Source organism: Gluconobacter sp. OJA (assembly GCF_039638325.1).
GTDB lineage: Bacteria > Pseudomonadota > Alphaproteobacteria > Acetobacterales > Acetobacteraceae > Gluconobacter > Gluconobacter cerinus.
Genome location: NZ_JBDIWI010000001.1, coordinates 386,496 through 403,245, shown reverse-complemented (window position 1 = coordinate 403,245; position 16,750 = coordinate 386,496). Strand labels below are relative to the sequence as shown.

Below are 16,750 nucleotides of genomic sequence, written 5' to 3'. Positions count from 1 at the left end.
TATGCACTGCGTTCCCATTCACCAAGCTGACCGGGAGGTGAAACATCCGTAAGTCTTTGTTTGTCACCCTTTCCGCAGCCGCTGGAAGAATGTCCTGAGCTGAAGAGCCGCTTCCCGTTCACGTAGTCCGCCGATCACTTCCGGCCTGTGCAGGCAGGTCGGCCGTTCAAACACACGCGGACCATGTTCGACCCCGCCACCTTTGGGATCATAAGCACCGAACACGACACGCTCGCACCTGAAATGTACAATGGCGCCCGCGCACATCGAGCAGGGTTCCAGCGTGACAACAAGCGTACATCCTGTCAGGCGCGGCGAGCCAAGCTTCACTGCTGCGGCACGCATGGCCAAGAGTTCAGCATGGGCAGAAGCGTCATACAGTTCCTCTACGCGGTTGCGCGCCACGGACACGACATCTCCCGCCGCATCCAGCACCACTGCCCCCACGGGAACTTCACCCTGTCGGGCCGCTTCGTCTGCGGCATCAAGAGCCAACTGCATGGCGCGGCTTGTATCGGCCTGAATCATGATGCGATGATGGGGCGTATGACCACCGCCCGTCCATCCCCTTCCCGGAACACAGCTCCGCTCATTGGTCTTACGCTCGATCATGAGCCTGGCGGTTCGGGGCAATTTTCTCGCTATCCTTATCATGCCTTGCGGGAAAATTATCTCACAGCCCTCAGTGGCGCTGGCGGCTTACCAGTCTGCCTGGGGTATGTGGGGAACGCGGAAGCTATGGTAGAGCGCCTGGACGCCCTCGTTATCACTGGCGGCGCGTTTGATGTTGATCCTGCGCTGTATGGGGAAGAACCTCATCCTCTGACCAGCCCCCGCCCCGCGAGAACATCTGCCGAGCTTGCCCTTCTGCGTGCTGCACTCAAGCGGGACATTCCTGTTCTGGGAATCTGCGGCGGCATGCAACTTATGGCCGTGAATGCGGGTGGGACACTGATCCAGCATCTTCCACCCGAACTGGAACATGAGCAGCCCAACCCGCGCCATGAACCCGGACATACGGTTTCTCTTGTGACTGGCACCCGTCTGGCCCGCATTGTTGAGACCGAGATCATGCACGTCAATTCGTCCCACCATCAGGCTGTGGGGACGGCAGGAAAGGCAAAAATCTCGGCTGTTGCGGCGGACGGTGTGATCGAAGCAATCGAACTGGACGACGCAAAATTCGCCATTGGTGTACAGTGGCATCCTGAATTCACCCTCGACCCCGGCGACCGTCGCCTGTATGCGGCGCTGGTGGAGGCAGCAGCACGATGACCGAAGAACTTAACCCGACCCCTGAAACATCCGACGGCCCAAGAGGCGAACGCATCGCAAAGTTCCTTGCGCGCGCTGGCGTTGCCAGCCGTCGTGACGTGGAACGCATGATCGAAGACGGCCGGATCAAGATGGACGGCCAGCCCGTCACGCATCCCGCAACATTCGTTCAGCCGGGTGACATCGTGCTGGTTGACGGTAAGCCCGTGGATAATCCCGAGCGTACCCGTCTGTGGCGTTATCACAAGCCTGACGGCCTTCTGACCACGCATCGTGACCCGCAGGAACGCCGGACAGTTTTTGACTCCCTGCCTGAGGGAATGCCGCGTGTTATCAGCGTCGGCCGACTGGATATCAATTCCGAGGGTCTGCTGCTGCTGACAAACGATGGCGAACTGGCACGTCGTCTGGAGCTGCCCGGCAATGCCTGGGTCCGCCGTTACCGTGTGCGCGTCTTTGGCATGGTGGACGAGAGACGTCTGGCCTCTCTGGTCGATGGTTTTGAATTTGAAGGCATCCGTTACGGCTCGATCGAAGCCGAACTGGATTCCGTCAAGGGTGACAACTCCTGGCTGACCGTCTCTCTGCGTGAAGGTAAGAACCGTGAAATCCGTCAGGTTATGCGCGGCCTGAACCTGCATGTGAGCCGCCTGATCCGTCTGTCGTATGGTCCGTTTCAGCTCGGCTCCCTGAAGGCGCGCGAACTTGAGGAAGTCAACGGTAAGACACTGCGCGAGCAGATCCCCGATCTACCTGCTCCGACCCGCAAGCGGACCCGCTGATTCATGCGGATTGTTGGCGGAGAGAACAAGGGCCGTGCACTTATGGCCCCACGGGGAGAAGGGACGCGCCCCACATCTGACCGGACGCGGCAGGCCATCTTTGACATGCTGGCTCATGCCCCATGGTACGGGCATGATGAGCTTGAAGAGGCCATTGTTCTGGACGGTTATGCCGGGACAGGGGCGATGGGCTTGGAAGCCCTGTCACGCGGGGCTCAGCGCGCATCTTTTATCGAGCGGGACCGCAATGCCCTGAACGCCCTGCGTGCCAATCTCGATATCTGCCGCGCTCGGGACATCTCTCGCGTGCTGAGTTGCAGCGTGACGCATCCGCCCCGTGCGACAGAGCCGCATACGCTGATTTTCCTGGATCCACCTTACGGGAAAACACTGGTCGAATCGGGTCTGCGCGCTCTGGCACGAGGGGGCTGGATTGCTGAAGGTGCACTGATCGTTGCAGAGACGGGAGCGACTGAAGATTTTGCCCCGTTTGTGCCACCTTCCGAACACTTTTCCCCCACACTTCCTGCCGAGCCACTCGTGATCCGGAAATTCGGCGCGGCAAAGGTGACCATCTGGCGACATTCATCCACTGTTCCTTAATTTTCCTACTGTATTCAGTGGCCTGTCAGGTATAATTCAGTCTTGATCTGAAAGCCGTAATCCAGAAAACCGACGGGGTGACGAGACTTGGCCGTGTTCAGCCGTTCGACCAGCACAGTGCGCAACATCGTTCGTGAAGCACACGACCGTCACATGACACCAAAGCTCCGGAGTGCGCTGAACGCCCGCCTCATGGAGCTTCTGGGACTGGGCTTTCTGATTGCGGCTGTTGCCATCGGCATCGCGCTGTGGAGCTTCAACCCGCACGATCCGTCGTTCAATACGTCCACGGGAACAGAACCCACGAACCTTCTGGGCCGGACCGGCGCCACTATTTCGGATGGTCTGGTGCAGTGGCTGGGCCTAGGAAGCGGTCTGCCGATTGTCGTGCTGCTGGCCTGGGCCTGGCGTATGGTCCGCCATCACGGCATGAGTGCCCCCATCGTCCGGATTATCGCTGCACTCCTGCTTCTTCCGGCTGGCGCCACGTTCATTGGCACTCTCCAGCTGCTTATTCCGGGGCTTGAAGTAGCCTGGCCGACAGCAGCCGGTCTGGGCGGCGAAATGGGCGTGTCCTGTGCTCATCGTCTGCTTGACGCCGCACATGCTGAAGCCGGTTCAGCAGGCAGTGCACTGGCAGTGTTTCTTGTTCTGCTCCTGATGGGCATTCTGATGCCACTTGCTATGGGGCTTCAGTGGCGCGAATGGCGCGCCATGGGACAGGGCGCCGCATTGCTGGCCCGCCAGCCCGTGGCCCTCGCCCGACGCATGAACGGCCCGCAGACGTCCGATCGTCCTGCTCCCGACCCGCGTCAGTACGAATTCCAGCGCGGCAATACAGGAAGCAGCCCTGCACCAGATGCAGCGCCCCTGTCTTTTCTGCGGCGTAGCTTCGGCAAGAGTGACCCAAGCACGCGCCCGTCTCCCTTCGTGCCGCAGAACACGGGCTGGATGCAGCCTCCCATGGAAACGGCGGAAGACCCTTACGAGCATCCGGCAGTCATGCGGAACGAAGCTGCCAACGCCGCGGCCCCAGATCCGCAGGTGCCGGAAGAGGAAGAAGCGCCGTCCAACCCTTATGCTGAACGACTGGCGCAGATTGCCCGCCAGAGGAATGTTCAAACGATCCAGCGTTCGCATGTTGAAGACGATGCGGATGAAGATGGGCCGCAGAGCAGCATCGAGCCGCCTGCACCAGAGCCGGAACAGCGCCGCAGCCTCTTCGGAATGCGTCGTCCTGAGCGCCCGGCTCAGCCACAACCTGCCGCCCGCCCGATGCCACCGCGCACCCCCGCAGCAACAGGCTGGGAACTTCCCCCGCTGTCTCTACTGAACCCACCACCTGCACACGCCTCCACAGGTCCCTCGCAGGAAACGCTTCAGTCCAATGCACGACTGCTGGAAAGTGTTCTGGCGGATTACGGCGTTCAGGGCACGATTGGCGACATTCACGCAGGCCCGGTTGTCACGCTTTATGAGCTTGAACCTGCTCCGGGTATCCGATCGTCACGTGTGATCGGTCTGGCGGATGACGTGGCGCGGTCCCTCTCCGTTCTCAGTGTGCGTATCGCGACGGTGCCCGGCCGGAATGTCATTGGTATCGAGGTTCCGAACGCCAAGCGCGAGATGGTGTTTTTCTCCGAACTGCTTATGACGCCGGAATGGACCAATGGCGTGGGCCGCCTCCAGATTGCGCTTGGTAAGGATATTGCTGGCGTTCCGGTCTATACGGACCTGGCAAAAATGCCGCATCTTCTGGTGGCTGGTACGACTGGATCGGGTAAGTCCGTTGGTATCAACTCCATGATCCTGTCACTGCTCTATCGGCTTAGCCCGGAAGAGTGCCGTCTGATCATGATTGATCCAAAGATCTTGGAACTGTCGATTTACGACGGAATTCCGCATCTTCTGACCCCTGTGGTGACGGAACCGGCAAAGGCTGTCAGTGCTCTCAAGTGGACCGTGCAGGAGATGGACCGTCGCTATCGTCTGATGGCGCAGCTTCAGGTCCGTAATATCAACGGCTACAACGAACGCGTCAGCCAGCTTCGGGCATCCGGGGAGATGGTCACCCGTCGCGTTCAGACCGGCTTTGACCCTGAGACAGGCAAACCCGTCTTTGACGAACAGCAGGTTCCGCTGGAAAACCTGCCGTATATCGTGGTGGTGATCGACGAAATGGCTGACCTGATGATGGTCGCTGGCAAGGAAATCGAGACGGCAGTGCAGCGTCTTGCGCAGAAGGCGCGTGCTGCTGGTATTCACGTCATCATGGCAACGCAGCGTCCGTCCGTTGACGTAATTACCGGGACCATCAAGGCCAACTTCCCAACCCGTATTTCCTTCCAGGTCATCAGCAAGTTCGACAGTCGTACCATTCTGCAGGAACAGGGTGCCGAGCAGCTTCTTGGTCAGGGTGACATGCTGTTCATGCAGGGCGGTGGCCGCATTACACGTGTCCATGGACCGTTTGTGGCGGATGATGAGGTTGAAGAAGTCGTGGCAGATCTGCGCTCCAAGGGCGATCCGATCTACAACGATGACGTTGTCTCCGGGGAAGATGAAGAAGGTGGCTCCTCCGGTGGCGGCATGAGCAGCGGCGGAAGCGGTGGAGATGGAGAGGGCAGCCTGTTCGAACAGGCCGTAGACATAGTCATGACGGAAGGTCGCGCCTCGACCAGCTTTATCCAGCGCCATCTCTCGATCGGGTATAACCGCGCAGCGAAGCTGATTGACCAGATGGAAAAGGAAGGCATCATCGGACCGGCCAACCATGTGGGCAAACGCGAAATTCTAGCCCGTCGTCCGGCATCCCATGAGGACTGATAGACGCAGAAGCCGCGGCGAAACTCCCCCCTCCCCTGCCCCGCGTGGTCTTTTCTATCTGGGGCAGGATCTTCCTGTTCTGCTGGAAACCTCGCGCTTCCTGATCCTGAACAAACCCGCCGGGCTGGCTGTTCATCCCGGTCCATCCACTCAGGATTCGGTAGAGACGCGCCTTGTGACCCATCCACGCGGCGGGCCTTGGCTGGCCCACCGCCTTGATGCGGATACATCTGGCTGCCTGCTGATTGCACGCCGCAAGACGGCTCTGATCGAAGCCCAGAATGCTTTTCAGGCGCGCCAGGTCCGCAAACTGTACTGGACCGTTGTTGAAGGCGTCCCAGCTCAGCAGGAAGGCCAAATTTCCGCTCCCCTGCTCAGACATTCAATGCCCTCAGGCTGGCGTATGATTGTGGACCCGAAAGGCGATGCTGCCATCACGCGGTGGCGCGTTCTGGGCCAGGCAGGCAGCCGAAGCTGGCTGGAGCTGGAACTTCTGACAGGACGTACCCATCAGGCTCGCATCCATTGTGCGCATCTCGGGACGCCGATTGTGGGTGACCGGGTTTACGGCTCAGAGAATGCAGGGGGCCTGCATCTTCTGGCCCGTAGCCTTCACGTACCGCTCGCTGAAGAAACCCTCGACGCTGTTGCGCCGCCCGCCCCAGCTATGGCTGAGGCGCTGCGCCATTTAGGATGGGACGGTCAGTCCTGAACGATACGGATGGTTCCGGAGACATCCCGGAGCGTGACATGGTCTTTCCCGTCACCGACCTTTCCACTTGCTGTAATCTTCCGGGATTCACTTGAGACAAGGCTCGGTTTCTCCCACGGACCAACATTCACAGCCAGACCCAGTGACTGCTCAAGGGGAAAGTCTTTCTGCGAACGTCCCTGACGGAGCTGGATGTCGAAGGTGCCACCAAAACCCTTCGGCACGTGAAGCGTGATATCGCCGGACGCAGATTCCAAAAGCACAGTGCGCGCATTGGGTGCTGAAATCAGGGTGATGTCCTGATCGCCGCTGGAGCTTTTGGCCGTGACGTCCCCGGCTGCTTTCTCAAGATGTGCGTCACCACTCACGGTCATCAGCATTGCTGCCCCGGCTGCCCCGGCAACAGTGACATCGCCGCTAACGGACTTGATCTGAAGCGCACCCTGAATCTGACCAATCTGGGTATCACCACTGACCGTTGAGACGGATACAGGCCCATTGGATGATGAAACGTCCGTATCACCACTGACACTTCGGATGGACAGCGGCCCGGAAGAGGTTTTGACTTCTACATCCCCACTGATGGTGGAAATGATCCCCCCTTCCGGCAGGGTTGCGTAGGATAGATCTTCGCTGGATGTGCTCTGACTGAGCGGAGCAGCGAGCGCGCTGGAAGTCAGGCAGGTTGCAGCAAGCAGCACAGGGAAAACGGTACGGAAAACAGGCATTGTATTCGCTTTCTTTGGCATCAGAAGGAGTTGGATGATGCAACCGGGCGGTTCATCAATGCTGCATACATTCCACGCACGACAGCCCAGGCGGTAAGAATACCCCATGTCAGGGTCAGTCCCCACGGCACGACCATGAAGACCAGACCAAGGCCACCCGTGATGGCGCCAAACCCTGCGACCATCAGGTGAATCAGGCCAATAACTGTCAGCGCAAATGCACCGTACCAGAACAGTCTGATCTGCCAGTCCAGCTGGGCACGTTTCAGGCCAGTTGCGGAGCGGCGCGCTACATGGGCGAGTGTTACGCCCACGAATGCCGTAATTCCTGTAAAGAAGCCGACGAGATACAGCGCATAAATCAGCAGGACGTAGTCACGGCCCGTATCCTGTCGGGCGGCTCCATAACCGGACATCGTCGTGGTGTACATGAATGAACTCCTCTGGAGGATGATCCTCAACAAAAAAGCTCATGCAGAAACTGTGCCAGTTCCTGATTTTCCTATCAGCTTGCCTTGCCACTCAATGCAAGACAGACTGAGAATGGCGTAATTCGCCAGTTTATTCGCCAAGTGCCCGGAAGCGATCAGGCAGTGGCCCCTGGTTCTGCGTCAGGGACCGCACGCCATAAAACAGCGACACAAGCAGAGCGATGTTCCACAGAGCAAAAATACCAATCGGAATCAGGAATAGGAGCTGTCCTGGCCCGGAACTTCCAGGAGGTTCGGTAATGAAACAGGTACCGAAAAGAGCAGCACACCCGATAATAAAGGCAACGTCATACCAGAACAGGCGAATGAGCCAGCTCAGATGCGTTCGAACCACACCGTGGCTGGAGCCTTTCAGGACGTAAGCGAGGATCACTCCCGCCAATAGGGAAATGCCCGTGAAAAACCGGGCGATATAGAGCCCATAAACAAGGAGAACGCCTCCACGACCCGGACCTTCGGACGAGAGAGAAAAATTGGTCATGACAGCCTCCTTCAGCTGGCCCCCTTTATAGCAGAAACGTCCGACCAAAGGCCGAACGTTTCTATCGGGCAGAATATGTTTTGGGAGATTAGCGGCCGAGCTTGCGCAGCTTTGTGCCCTGCATCAGTCGCTTCTCAATAACGGCCAGAGACATACCCTTTGTTTCTGGCACGAACAGGATTGTCAGCAGCAAAAACAGTGCATTCAAGCCTGCGAAGAGCCAGAATGTTCCGCCTGTTCCAATGGCTTTCATGAGCGACAGGAAGCTCACACCCACAAGAAGATTGGTCATCCAGTTTGTGAATGTTGACATCGCAATACCGAAATCGCGACCTCCAAGAGGCTGAATTTCCGCACAGAGAACCCACATCAGCGGGCCAGCAGACATCGCAAATCCGGCACAGAAGATCATCAGCAGGAACACGGCTGCGATCTGGGAAGACTGCGTGGTCATGCCGCCCTGAAGCAGCATGGCAAGCACGCCCATTCCAATCGCCATGACTGTGAAGCCAGCATACAGGATTGGCTTACGGCCCCAACGATCCACAAGACCAACCGCCACGAACGTTGCCAGCATGTTGACCAGCCCGATAATGGCCGTGCACCACATTTGGGAATGCGCATCGAAATGAGCCGCCGCCAGGATATTCGGGGCGTAATACATAACGATATTGATGCCTGCGAGCTGCTGCATCGCCTGCAACATGATGCCAAGAGCGACAGAGCGGCGGAAATTACTGTTCGTGCGGAACAGCCTGAAGCCTTCCTGCTTGGTTTCAAGCTGTTCACGAATGGCGCGAATTTCCTTGGCAGCCTCCAGCGGGTCATTCCGTAGATCCACGAGGATTTCACGGGCTTCCTTGTGACGTCCCTGCATAATCAGCCAGCGCGGGCTGTATGGCAGAAACAGAACGCCAATCAGAAACAGGACAGCAGGAATACCTGCGACACCAAACATCCAACGCCAGTTTTCACTGTAGGAAAAGTAGGTGTCTGACAGGAACGCGACGAAAATACCGACCGTCACCATCAGCTGGTAGGTCGAGACCATGGCGCCACGAGACTCTTCGCTGGCGATTTCCGACAGGTATAACGGAGCCGTAAAGGCTGAAATACCCACTGCAATCCCCATGATGACGCGGAAGACAATGATGGATGGAAGGGACCATCCCATCGCACAGCCCAGCGTTCCAACCACGAACACTGCTGCGCCAAGAATAAGGGATCGCTTGCGGCCCAGATGATGGGAGAGCCAGCCTGCACCCAGAGCACCAGCAGCGGCACCTGCCATCATGGAACTGACGACCCATTCCAGCGCCAGCGTAGACGCATGGAATTCCTGACCAATCAGATCCAGAGCACCCGCAACAACACCGATATCCAGACCGGACATTAATCCTGCGAGGGCGGCAATCACTCCAATGGCAATGATCTTGAACCGTGTTGGATCAAAAACAGATGTTCCACTGTTATCTGGCTGGGTGATCTCTTCGGTCCTGGCCTGATCCGTCATGCTTGGCGGGTATCCTTCGCAAAAAAATGACACCCACCAGTTCTGGTGGATGCCTGAATTGTCATCTTTATAGCACGATCTCGCTTAGATCGTGAGGGCAGCCCTGATTTCACCCACCGTAACGCCCTGCCAGTTACGCAGTGTCTGCGTTTTGGTGTCAGCGAAAATCGCATGATCTTTTGCCGTTCGGCACAGCGATTCACCACCGAAATGATGCAGCAGAGCCGACATGGCAACTTCTGCCGCCCTGTTGGCACCGTCATCCGTCTTGATGGCGAAACCCAGTCCCTGTTCCGGCAATGCTGCGATCATGACACCTTCAGCGCCCATTTTGATGAACGCACGAGTTTCGAAATTGTTCATGACCGTTGTGTCGTATCGTCCAGTTCCGGCCACCATGAACGGATGAGCTGCCACAGCCTCCCGAAGCCGCTGTGTTGCTTTGGCTCTTTCAGAAGAAAGGCCAACACCACTCCCGAACCGGGCAAAACCATGGGCAAGAGCCTTCAGAGGCACCGCATATGTCGGCATTGAGCAGCCGTCCGTTCCGCGGTTGGCGTCCGTATGAGGCGTCTGGGTCATGGAGGCCAGAACATCTGTCACACGGCGCTGGATCTCATGAGCGGGATCAATGTAGCCCACAGGATCCACCCCTTGGTCACAAGCCAGACAGATGAGACCGGCGTGCTTGCCGGAACAGTTGTTGTGAAGCGGGCATGCAGACTGATGCGCGGCAGCCAGGGCACGGGCCGCAGGCTCATACGTTGGCCAATGAGTTCCACATTCCAGGGCCGCGACATCCCGCCCCACAGCCGCCAGCATGGAGGCAGCAACCCTGGCGTGCGCCTCTTCGCCATTATGAGAGGCACACGCGAGCGCAAGAGCTTCGTCGGAAAGACCCAGCCGATCAGCCGCTCCACTTTCGACGAGTTCAATTGCCAGCAGGGACTTGACGGTCGAACGCGGAAAGACAGCTGCATTCACATCCCCGCAGGACCAGACGACAGAGCCATCGGCATCCACAACCACAGCCCGGCCCAGATGCCGTGACTCAACCTGTTTTCCGCGCGTGACTTCCGCGAGCAATCCGGAGCCCGTGTGTGCTGTCATGTCTTTTAACCTCTGTTGTCAGCGACCTGATGGATCTTTTGCGACCAGCACATAGCACGGCCCGTGACCCTCGTGAGCCACCTCCAGCCAGGACTGGATCAACCGGCGTCGCACACGCAGAATTCCGATGTCCTGCTCGGGCGGGACATCAGCTAGAGCCAGTGCGGCCAGAGATCCCTCAAGAAAAATCAACCCGTCTGCGAGGGGTAATCCGCCGTCGAGAATAGCTTGTCCCTCTGCGCGGCCCATCAGGGCGTACAGAAAGGTCTCACCAGCCGGGGGATGGAACGCCTCAGCATCAAGCATGACGGCGCCTACATCTTCAGCAGTCAGATGTGTCACTGGAGGCTGCCAGTCCCAAAGATCAGGCTGAGAGATATGCAGCGTTTTTCTTGCCCGGCGGACTTGGGGCGAAGGTGATGAGCGCTCCGGCAGAGTGTCAAACGGCAGGGCGGGCGGTGGAGAACGTCTCACGCCCATGATGGGTCAGTTCCCGCTTCGAGCGCCGGTTTTCTGGCAGGCTGCGCAAACACCCTCAATTTCTACAGTCGCGGCCTCAGCCCGAAATCCAACATCCTTGGCCGCCAGCATAAGGGCCGGCACAATCGTTTCCTGTTCAAGCTCCCACGCCCGGCCACAGGATTTGCAGATCAGGAACTGAGCACGATGAACGCCCCATTCTCCATGATCGCACCCATGGTGGCAGTCTGTCGCATGGGAGCAGGCAACGAAAGCACTCAGCCTTTCAAGCCGATGGATCAGCCCCTGTTCCAGAAGGAAATCCAGTGCACGATAGACCGTCGGAGGGGCAGCATTGGGGTGCGCTGGCCGCAAACGCGCCAGCAAATCGTAAGCACCGGACGGCTTATCGGAAGACAGGATCAGCCCCAAAACCTGACGTCGCGTCTCCGTCAGACGTTGCCCACGGTGACGGCACCAGTCCCCAGCCCGCTCAAGACGGGAGGTGATGGATGGGGAAAAGGACAGGTCCTCCGCAGAGGAGGTCTCAAAAGACGAATCCGGCATGGTCTCTCCTATATGGCATCATGCCGACTGTTTTTCGATAGAGAGCCTTGAAGCGGACCAGAATCAGAGTGCGAAATCACGGATCAGCGACTGAATGGAAGCCAGATCTGTCTCCATCATCACATGACGTCTGAGGTGATCACAGTCTTCCATCTTCAACGTTCTGATCAGGCGTTTCACGCGTGGAAGAGAGGCAGAATTCATCGAAAATGACCGCAGGCCAAGTCCAATCAGCAGCGCGACAACCCGCGGGTCCGATGCCATTTCTCCACATACCGAGATAGGACGATGAGCCCGCAAGGCAGACTCTGCTGTCAGGGCAATCAGCTGAAGTACGGCAGGGTGCAGCGGACTGTAGCGGTCTGCCACCATGGAATCCGCTCGATCCACAGCCAGCGTGTACATCGTCAGATCGTTGGTCCCGAGGGCCATAAAGTCCGCATGCTGGGCCATGGTATTGGCCGTCAGAGCTGCTGCGGGCGTTTCAACCATGATGCCTAAGGGCGGCAGCGGGTCCGGCAGAACAATCTGACGGCGCTTGAGGCGGCGCGCGACCTTGTCATAAATTTCCCGCGCCTCAATCACCTCATCCGCCGATGTTACCATCGGAAGGAGAATGCGGACCGGGCCAATGGCCGTATTGCCGTCAGCAGGCGAGGCTGCCCGCAGAATGGCGGCAAACTGCGTCTCCAGCACATCCGGAACGCGCAGAAGGAGGCGGATACCCCGCAAACCGAGCGCGGGGTTGTCTCCATCCGCCACCTGTTCCGCGAGACCCAGGCGACGCATGCAGGCCCGCCCTTTTTCACCGCCCCAATCCAGAACACGGATTGTGACCGGTCGGCCGTCCATGCCTTCAATGATGGAGCGATACGTTGCCGTCTGCCCGTCTTCATCAGGCAGATCGTCCCGCTCGCCGAACAGAAATTCACTACGCAGAAGGCCAATTCCCTTGGCACCATTGCGCAACAGCATGGGCAATTCGGCCGGGAGCTCCAGATTGGCCAGAAGCTCAATGGGTTCGCCACCCTGAAGCTGGGCAGGAAGCTTTTTCAGGCGACCAAAAGTCCGCTTTTCCTTGGCTTCTTTCTGGGCAGCTTCCCGTGCCAGACGCAGCTCTGTTTCATTGGGAGACAGCGTGATAGTGCCAAGATGCCCATCGACGACAAGCATATCGCCTTCCGTGACCTGCGCCATAAGATTTGGCACGGCCAGAATGGCTGGAATATCGAGCGCACGCAGCAAGATGGCCGTATGATCAGCGCCACCACCGCCTTCTGTTACGACGGCGGCAATCCGGGCGGGATCAATCATAGCGACATCAGCTGGACGAAGCTGTTCCGCCACCAGCACTGACCCCGGAGGGAGGCTGGAGAATGCACGGTAAGAGACGCCCGTCAGGTTGCGGATCAACCTACGGCCAATTTCCTCAAACTCGCCAGCCAGCCTTAGATTGGCGTCCTGCTCCTGCCCACCGTTCTCTCCAGCCATGGCTTCGGCAGTTCTCAGAACCTGAAGCGCCAAGGCTTCGCTGACATCTGCGACGGCAGCTTCGGCGCAAAGCCCCTCTTCCTCGATCCGCATCCTGACTTGCCGCGTCAGGCGGGAGGGGCCAAGCATGCGCTCATAAACCGTCAGAAGGGTCGCGATCTCTTCGCGCCCTTCTTCAGGAAGCCCGACAAGCCTGTCGCGCATTTTTTCGATCTGGCGCAGGGCACGGGTGATGGCGCTCTGAAGCCTTGTCAGCTCTGCCTCAGAACCAATCTGGCTGTATCGCTCGATGATTTCCGGAAGGGGAAGTTCTTCCACACGCCCTGCCGGACCAAGGCCAATCGCCTGAGTAATGGCTTTACCCTGAAGGGTCAGGGAGATGTTGGACGCCTTGCGCGAACGGCTTACTCTTGGGCGTGGCGCCCGGAGTGGCGTTTCAGTCACGCTCACCAAATCCGTCAGAAATCAGCGCTTCCACCGCCTCCAGCGCTTCAGAAGCCTGTCGGCCGTGTGACCTGAGAGTGACAGTCTCGCCTTCTCCAGCACCCAGCATCATGAGCCCCATGATGGACAGAGCCGAGACGACATTACCGCCACGCTCCACCGTAGTTTCCGCATCAAATCGCTCAGCCGTGGTTACGAGCTTGGCGGCAGCCCGGGCATGAAGCCCCAGCCGATTGACGATGGTCAAAGTGCGGGGCGAGAGAGTTGTTTCGCTCATTTTACGGGACCGGCATGACACAGGGGCGCGGCCCCCCGTGCAGACAGGGGTCAGGGAGCTGAGAAGCCACCGCGATATACTTACGCCCAGCCATGGTTGCTTTTTCGATACAGCCTTCAAGATCCAGACCAACACGGGTCTTGGCCAGCTTGACCAGCATGGGAACATTCACACCGGACACAACTTCAACATGCCCCGGTTCCCGAAGGGATAGAGCCAGATTAGACGGCGAACTTCCAAAAATATCCGTCAGGACAAGAACACCCTCGCCTGTATCAAGCTGATGCAAAAGCTTGTCCGCTTCCGGCCGCAGAAGTGCCGGGTCATCGTCATCGCCAACGCCGACAATGCCGATCTGGGCCTGAGGCCCGACCACATGCACCATTGTTTCAAGCAGAACTTCGCCCAGCCTGCCGTGCGTCACCAGCATCAGACCAATCATGCAGACTTGTCCTGGACCGACGCATCATGAGGGGGAACAGCCCAGCGCCATGAGGACAGTCCTTTTCGGGCCAGCTCCCTGTGCAGAACCATCATCGGGCCAACAGGGGCGGTTCTGGGCAAAAGACGAGCCAGCTCTTCAATGATGGTTACTGAACGATGGCGACCACCGCTGCATCCAACAGCAATAGTGGCATATTTCTTGCCTTCCTCAACAAAGCGGGGGAGCACCAGATCGAGCAGGCCGTGCACATGACTGAAGAAAGCACCGTAGGCGGGGTCGGCCTTCACGTGTTGCACAACGGCCTGATTCAGCCCCGTCATGGGCTGAAGCGTGGCGTCATAGTGAGGGTTTCGTAGAAAGCGGGCGTCAAACACCATATCGGCTTCGCGGGGCAAACCGGATGGATAGGCGAAGGACATGAGAGCCACGGTCAGGCCATCTTTTGTGTGACTTCCAAAGCGCGTTTCGATGAGCTGACGCAATTCAGGAGCGGGCAGATCAGACGTGTCGATCACAAAGTCCGCATGAGCGCGCAAAGGTGCCAACAGACGCGTTTCCTGTTCGATGCCAGGAAGAACAGTGCCACTGGTGACCAACGGATGACGACGACGGGTCGCCGTGAAACGGCGCAGCAAAATTTCCGGCTCTGCTGTCGCATAAAGAAGCTGGACCTGACTTCCCGGCAGGGCTTTCAGCTTGTCGATTTCATCGAGAACACCGGACGCTTCAAATCCGCGGCTTCGAACGTCAATGCCGATAGCCAGACGTTTGCCACTTCGCGAAGCCAGAGCGTCGAGCAGATGCAATGGCGGATTGTCCACAACTTCGTGGCCCAGATCTTCAAGCACACGTAGAATGGATGATTTTCCGGCACCGGAAAGCCCTGTGACAATCAGGATCTGTCTGGAACCAGGACCATATCCTGCCGAAGGTTCGGACTCGGGAATATTCGCCGGTGTCATATGCCCTACTCTAGCCCTTTTTCAGAATAGAAGGAACTATTTCGCAGTTTCAGATTCCCGCAGTATCGCCCCCTGCTCCCACCACCCAGTCATAGGTTCCGCGGCAGGCCAGAAAGGCTGCGGCCACACGGGACGAATCCCCCGGAAGACAGCCATTTATGTGCAGAACAACAGCCCCGGTCTGAGGGTCTTTTTCCGGGATCGGCAAACGGGCACCCTGCCCCCCCAGCAGCACCTTGAGAATCACTCTCGAATTTGTGACAAAAGGTGTCCTGAGAATACCCACTCCGCGCACCTCAAGCAGTCCTTCCAGTACAGATGGGGGGCTAACCAATGATCCATCCAACAGAACACGATCATCAGACACAAGAGAGAAACCGCGTTCCATCAGTTGCAGCGCGAGCATCGATTTTCCAGAGCCTGATGGGCCACACAGAAGGATCGCATCTCCATCGTGTGCCACGCAGGACGCATAAAATGTTTCGCTTTCAGGAAACCGTTTCTGAGATGACACTGATTGCGGCCTTTTCAAGACGGGGCTAGAAGCGTTTGCGATAGATCGAGCTGTATCGCCATCAGCTCATCAAGAGTCTGGGGAGGCAACCGCAGCCTCCGATGATGAATCGGAAATACGGATCTTATGGGCGATTTTTCCAGGAATGATATTGTTACCGTTCACGGTGACGAAGTGACCTGCACGGACTTTGACGGCCTTGGGCCACAGGGAGAACGCCCTCAGCGCCTTGCCGAAGAATGCCAGGCCGCACTGAATGCGATCTCCGGCGCCCTGGCAGAACATGGACTGACCCTTGACCAGACGCGCCACGTCGCTGCGATGCTGCGTGAAGGAGATGGCTTCAGTCAGTGTCAAAGCGCGCTTGGAGAAGCCCTCGCCTCAGCCAGACCGGCCCTGACGCTACGAATTGTTCAGGGCTTTCCCGATACCAATCAGCGGATCGCTCTCAGCCTGATTGCCAGCCCTTCTCCATAATGTGGTGAATTCCACCATATTATGTCTTTTTGAGCCAATTATCTGAGTTCGACCTCTAATTTTTCAGATTTTGAATAATTTTTATCGCTGAAAACCAAGTTTGGCACGCCTTCTGCATAGTGAAAATCAGGCGACATGATCGCCTCATCTTTCAGGCAGAAAGGCCCTCGTCATGTCTCGTATTTCCATCTTCGTCTGCACCGCTCTTGTCGCTGCACTCTCCCTCGCCCCTGTGTCACACAGCAGAGCTGCCCCCCTTCTCCCAGCTGTCGTGCCTACGACGTCCAGCCAGACCATCAGCGTTTCCGGACTGGACCTGACGTCCAGACAGGGTTGGCAAACTGCTGAAAATCGAATCGACGACGCATCGCGGGCGGTGTGCAGCATCTCGAACCCGATGGATATGGCGACGCTGGACGATGTGTCCTCCTGCGCCGAAAGAGCCCGTGAAGGCGCTTTACAGACCCTACGGGACATCCGGTCAGAACAGAGAGACAGCCATCGGGTTGGGCACGTTCTGCTTGCTGCCAAGCCTGACGCATATCCTCATGGCTAAGGATATTATCTCGCCCCTGTGCATCCTCACGCTAGCA

General features: G+C 57.9%; 20 protein-coding genes. 7 read left to right on the top strand and 13 right to left on the bottom strand.

The features are described from left to right. Positions 1-63 precede the first annotated feature (63 nt). Positions 64-528 carry a nucleoside deaminase gene (locus tag ABDK75_RS01885; protein ID WP_339406350.1) on the bottom strand — a complete coding sequence of 155 codons (465 nt, stop codon included), beginning with the start codon at positions 526-528 and terminating at the stop codon, positions 64-66. Positions 529-534: 6 nt separating this feature from the next. Here ABDK75_RS01885 and ABDK75_RS01880 point away from each other — a divergent pair, with 6 nt between their 5' ends. The 5 genes from ABDK75_RS01880 (at position 535) to ABDK75_RS01860 (ending at position 6,198) form a co-directional block, all read left to right on the top strand. Beyond that, on the top strand, positions 535-1,275 hold the full coding sequence (locus tag ABDK75_RS01880; RefSeq protein ID WP_346004824.1) for a gamma-glutamyl-gamma-aminobutyrate hydrolase family protein: 741 nt from the start codon (positions 535-537) through the stop codon (positions 1,273-1,275). After that, complete coding sequence (locus tag ABDK75_RS01875; RefSeq protein ID WP_046900642.1) at positions 1,272-2,057, top strand: pseudouridine synthase; 786 nt, start codon at positions 1,272-1,274, stop codon at positions 2,055-2,057. Before ABDK75_RS01880 ends, ABDK75_RS01875 begins: the two co-directional genes overlap by 4 nt. Before the next feature lie 3 nt (positions 2,058-2,060). Further along, complete coding sequence (gene rsmD / locus ABDK75_RS01870; RefSeq protein WP_064274599.1) at positions 2,061-2,660, top strand: 16S rRNA (guanine(966)-N(2))-methyltransferase RsmD; 600 nt, start codon at positions 2,061-2,063, stop codon at positions 2,658-2,660. A gap of 117 nt (positions 2,661-2,777) precedes the next feature. Then, positions 2,778-5,486, top strand: coding sequence for a DNA translocase FtsK (locus ABDK75_RS01865; RefSeq protein ID WP_346005817.1), 2,709 nt, complete (start codon positions 2,778-2,780; stop codon positions 5,484-5,486). Further along, complete coding sequence (locus ABDK75_RS01860; protein WP_346004823.1) at positions 5,476-6,198, top strand: RNA pseudouridine synthase; 723 nt, start codon at positions 5,476-5,478, stop codon at positions 6,196-6,198. Before ABDK75_RS01865 ends, ABDK75_RS01860 begins: the two co-directional genes overlap by 11 nt. Here ABDK75_RS01860 and ABDK75_RS01855 read toward each other — a convergent pair. From ABDK75_RS01855 to ABDK75_RS01800, 12 genes are all read right to left on the bottom strand, one after another. Beyond that, the gene (locus ABDK75_RS01855; RefSeq protein WP_346004822.1) at positions 6,189-6,926 is read right to left on the bottom strand and encodes a DUF4097 family beta strand repeat-containing protein; all 738 of its coding nucleotides are present in this window, start codon (positions 6,924-6,926) and stop codon (positions 6,189-6,191) included. The genes ABDK75_RS01860 and ABDK75_RS01855 overlap by 10 nt on opposite strands. A 20-nt stretch (positions 6,927-6,946) precedes the next feature. Next, positions 6,947-7,357 (bottom strand): hypothetical protein, encoded by a 411-nt coding sequence (locus tag ABDK75_RS01850; RefSeq protein ID WP_346004821.1) that lies wholly within the window; start codon positions 7,355-7,357, stop codon positions 6,947-6,949. 130 nt (positions 7,358-7,487) lie between these two features. Further along, positions 7,488-7,898: a hypothetical protein gene (locus ABDK75_RS01845; protein WP_346004820.1), complete on the bottom strand. Its 411-nt coding sequence runs from the start codon at positions 7,896-7,898 to the stop codon at positions 7,488-7,490. Between the two features lie 88 nt (positions 7,899-7,986). Then, the gene (locus ABDK75_RS01840; protein ID WP_346004819.1) at positions 7,987-9,411 is read right to left on the bottom strand and encodes a sugar porter family MFS transporter; all 1,425 of its coding nucleotides are present in this window, start codon (positions 9,409-9,411) and stop codon (positions 7,987-7,989) included. An 84-nt stretch (positions 9,412-9,495) separates the two neighbouring features. Next, entirely contained in the window at positions 9,496-10,521 is a 1,026-nt protein-coding gene (locus ABDK75_RS01835) for an asparaginase (protein WP_346004818.1), read from the bottom strand. A gap of 18 nt (positions 10,522-10,539) precedes the next feature. Further along, entirely contained in the window at positions 10,540-11,001 is a 462-nt protein-coding gene (locus ABDK75_RS01830) for a hypothetical protein (protein WP_346004817.1), read from the bottom strand. A gap of 6 nt (positions 11,002-11,007) precedes the next feature. Then, positions 11,008-11,547, bottom strand: coding sequence for a Fur family transcriptional regulator (locus ABDK75_RS01825; protein ID WP_046900634.1), 540 nt, complete (start codon positions 11,545-11,547; stop codon positions 11,008-11,010). 63 nt (positions 11,548-11,610) lie between these two features. Beyond that, complete coding sequence (gene ptsP, locus ABDK75_RS01820; RefSeq protein ID WP_408874402.1) at positions 11,611-13,488, bottom strand: phosphoenolpyruvate--protein phosphotransferase; 1,878 nt, start codon at positions 13,486-13,488, stop codon at positions 11,611-11,613. After that, entirely contained in the window at positions 13,475-13,759 is a 285-nt protein-coding gene (locus ABDK75_RS01815; protein WP_346004815.1) for an HPr family phosphocarrier protein, read from the bottom strand. The genes ptsP and ABDK75_RS01815 overlap by 14 nt, the downstream gene beginning before the upstream one ends. A gap of 1 nt (position 13,760) precedes the next feature. Next, on the bottom strand, positions 13,761-14,201 hold the full coding sequence (locus ABDK75_RS01810; protein ID WP_086633509.1) for a PTS sugar transporter subunit IIA: 441 nt from the start codon (positions 14,199-14,201) through the stop codon (positions 13,761-13,763). Then, the gene (rapZ, locus tag ABDK75_RS01805) at positions 14,198-15,166 is read right to left on the bottom strand and encodes an RNase adapter RapZ (protein WP_346004814.1); all 969 of its coding nucleotides are present in this window, start codon (positions 15,164-15,166) and stop codon (positions 14,198-14,200) included. Before rapZ ends, ABDK75_RS01810 begins: the two co-directional genes overlap by 4 nt. A 49-nt stretch (positions 15,167-15,215) precedes the next feature. Beyond that, positions 15,216-15,680 carry a serine kinase gene (locus ABDK75_RS01800; protein ID WP_346004813.1) on the bottom strand — a complete coding sequence of 155 codons (465 nt, stop codon included), beginning with the start codon at positions 15,678-15,680 and terminating at the stop codon, positions 15,216-15,218. Between the two features lie 126 nt (positions 15,681-15,806). Here ABDK75_RS01800 and ABDK75_RS01795 point away from each other — a divergent pair, with 126 nt between their 5' ends. After that, on the top strand, positions 15,807-16,157 hold the full coding sequence (locus ABDK75_RS01795; RefSeq protein WP_046900628.1) for an endoribonuclease L-PSP: 351 nt from the start codon (positions 15,807-15,809) through the stop codon (positions 16,155-16,157). Positions 16,158-16,329: 172 nt separating this feature from the next. Further along, positions 16,330-16,713, top strand: coding sequence for a UrcA family protein (locus ABDK75_RS01790; RefSeq protein ID WP_346004812.1), 384 nt, complete (start codon positions 16,330-16,332; stop codon positions 16,711-16,713). The last annotated feature ends 37 nt before the right edge of the window (positions 16,714-16,750 follow it).

Coding starts and splice junctions, on each gene's coding strand:
- ABDK75_RS01840 (WP_346004819.1), bottom strand. CDS start 9,411: ATGACGGATCAGGCCAGGACCGAAGAGATCACCCAGCCAGATAACAGT.
- ABDK75_RS01825 (WP_046900634.1), bottom strand. CDS start 11,547: ATGCCGGATTCGTCTTTTGAGACCTCCTCTGCGGAGGACCTGTCCTTT.
- ABDK75_RS01830 (WP_346004817.1), bottom strand. CDS start 11,001: ATGGGCGTGAGACGTTCTCCACCGCCCGCCCTGCCGTTTGACACTCTG.
- ABDK75_RS01875 (WP_046900642.1), top strand. CDS start 1,272: ATGACCGAAGAACTTAACCCGACCCCTGAAACATCCGACGGCCCAAGA.
- ABDK75_RS01880 (WP_346004824.1), top strand. CDS start 535: ATGATGGGGCGTATGACCACCGCCCGTCCATCCCCTTCCCGGAACACA.
- ABDK75_RS01850 (WP_346004821.1), bottom strand. CDS start 7,357: ATGTACACCACGACGATGTCCGGTTATGGAGCCGCCCGACAGGATACG.
- rapZ (WP_346004814.1), bottom strand. CDS start 15,166: ATGACACCGGCGAATATTCCCGAGTCCGAACCTTCGGCAGGATATGGT.
- rsmD (WP_064274599.1), top strand. CDS start 2,061: ATGCGGATTGTTGGCGGAGAGAACAAGGGCCGTGCACTTATGGCCCCA.
- ABDK75_RS01790 (WP_346004812.1), top strand. CDS start 16,330: ATGTCTCGTATTTCCATCTTCGTCTGCACCGCTCTTGTCGCTGCACTC.
- ABDK75_RS01795 (WP_046900628.1), top strand. CDS start 15,807: ATGGGCGATTTTTCCAGGAATGATATTGTTACCGTTCACGGTGACGAA.
- ABDK75_RS01855 (WP_346004822.1), bottom strand. CDS start 6,926: ATGCCTGTTTTCCGTACCGTTTTCCCTGTGCTGCTTGCTGCAACCTGC.
- ABDK75_RS01835 (WP_346004818.1), bottom strand. CDS start 10,521: ATGACAGCACACACGGGCTCCGGATTGCTCGCGGAAGTCACGCGCGGA.
- ABDK75_RS01845 (WP_346004820.1), bottom strand. CDS start 7,898: ATGACCAATTTTTCTCTCTCGTCCGAAGGTCCGGGTCGTGGAGGCGTT.
- ABDK75_RS01885 (WP_339406350.1), bottom strand. CDS start 528: ATGATTCAGGCCGATACAAGCCGCGCCATGCAGTTGGCTCTTGATGCC.
- ABDK75_RS01860 (WP_346004823.1), top strand. CDS start 5,476: ATGAGGACTGATAGACGCAGAAGCCGCGGCGAAACTCCCCCCTCCCCT.
- ABDK75_RS01815 (WP_346004815.1), bottom strand. CDS start 13,759: ATGAGCGAAACAACTCTCTCGCCCCGCACTTTGACCATCGTCAATCGG.
- ABDK75_RS01810 (WP_086633509.1), bottom strand. CDS start 14,201: ATGATTGGTCTGATGCTGGTGACGCACGGCAGGCTGGGCGAAGTTCTG.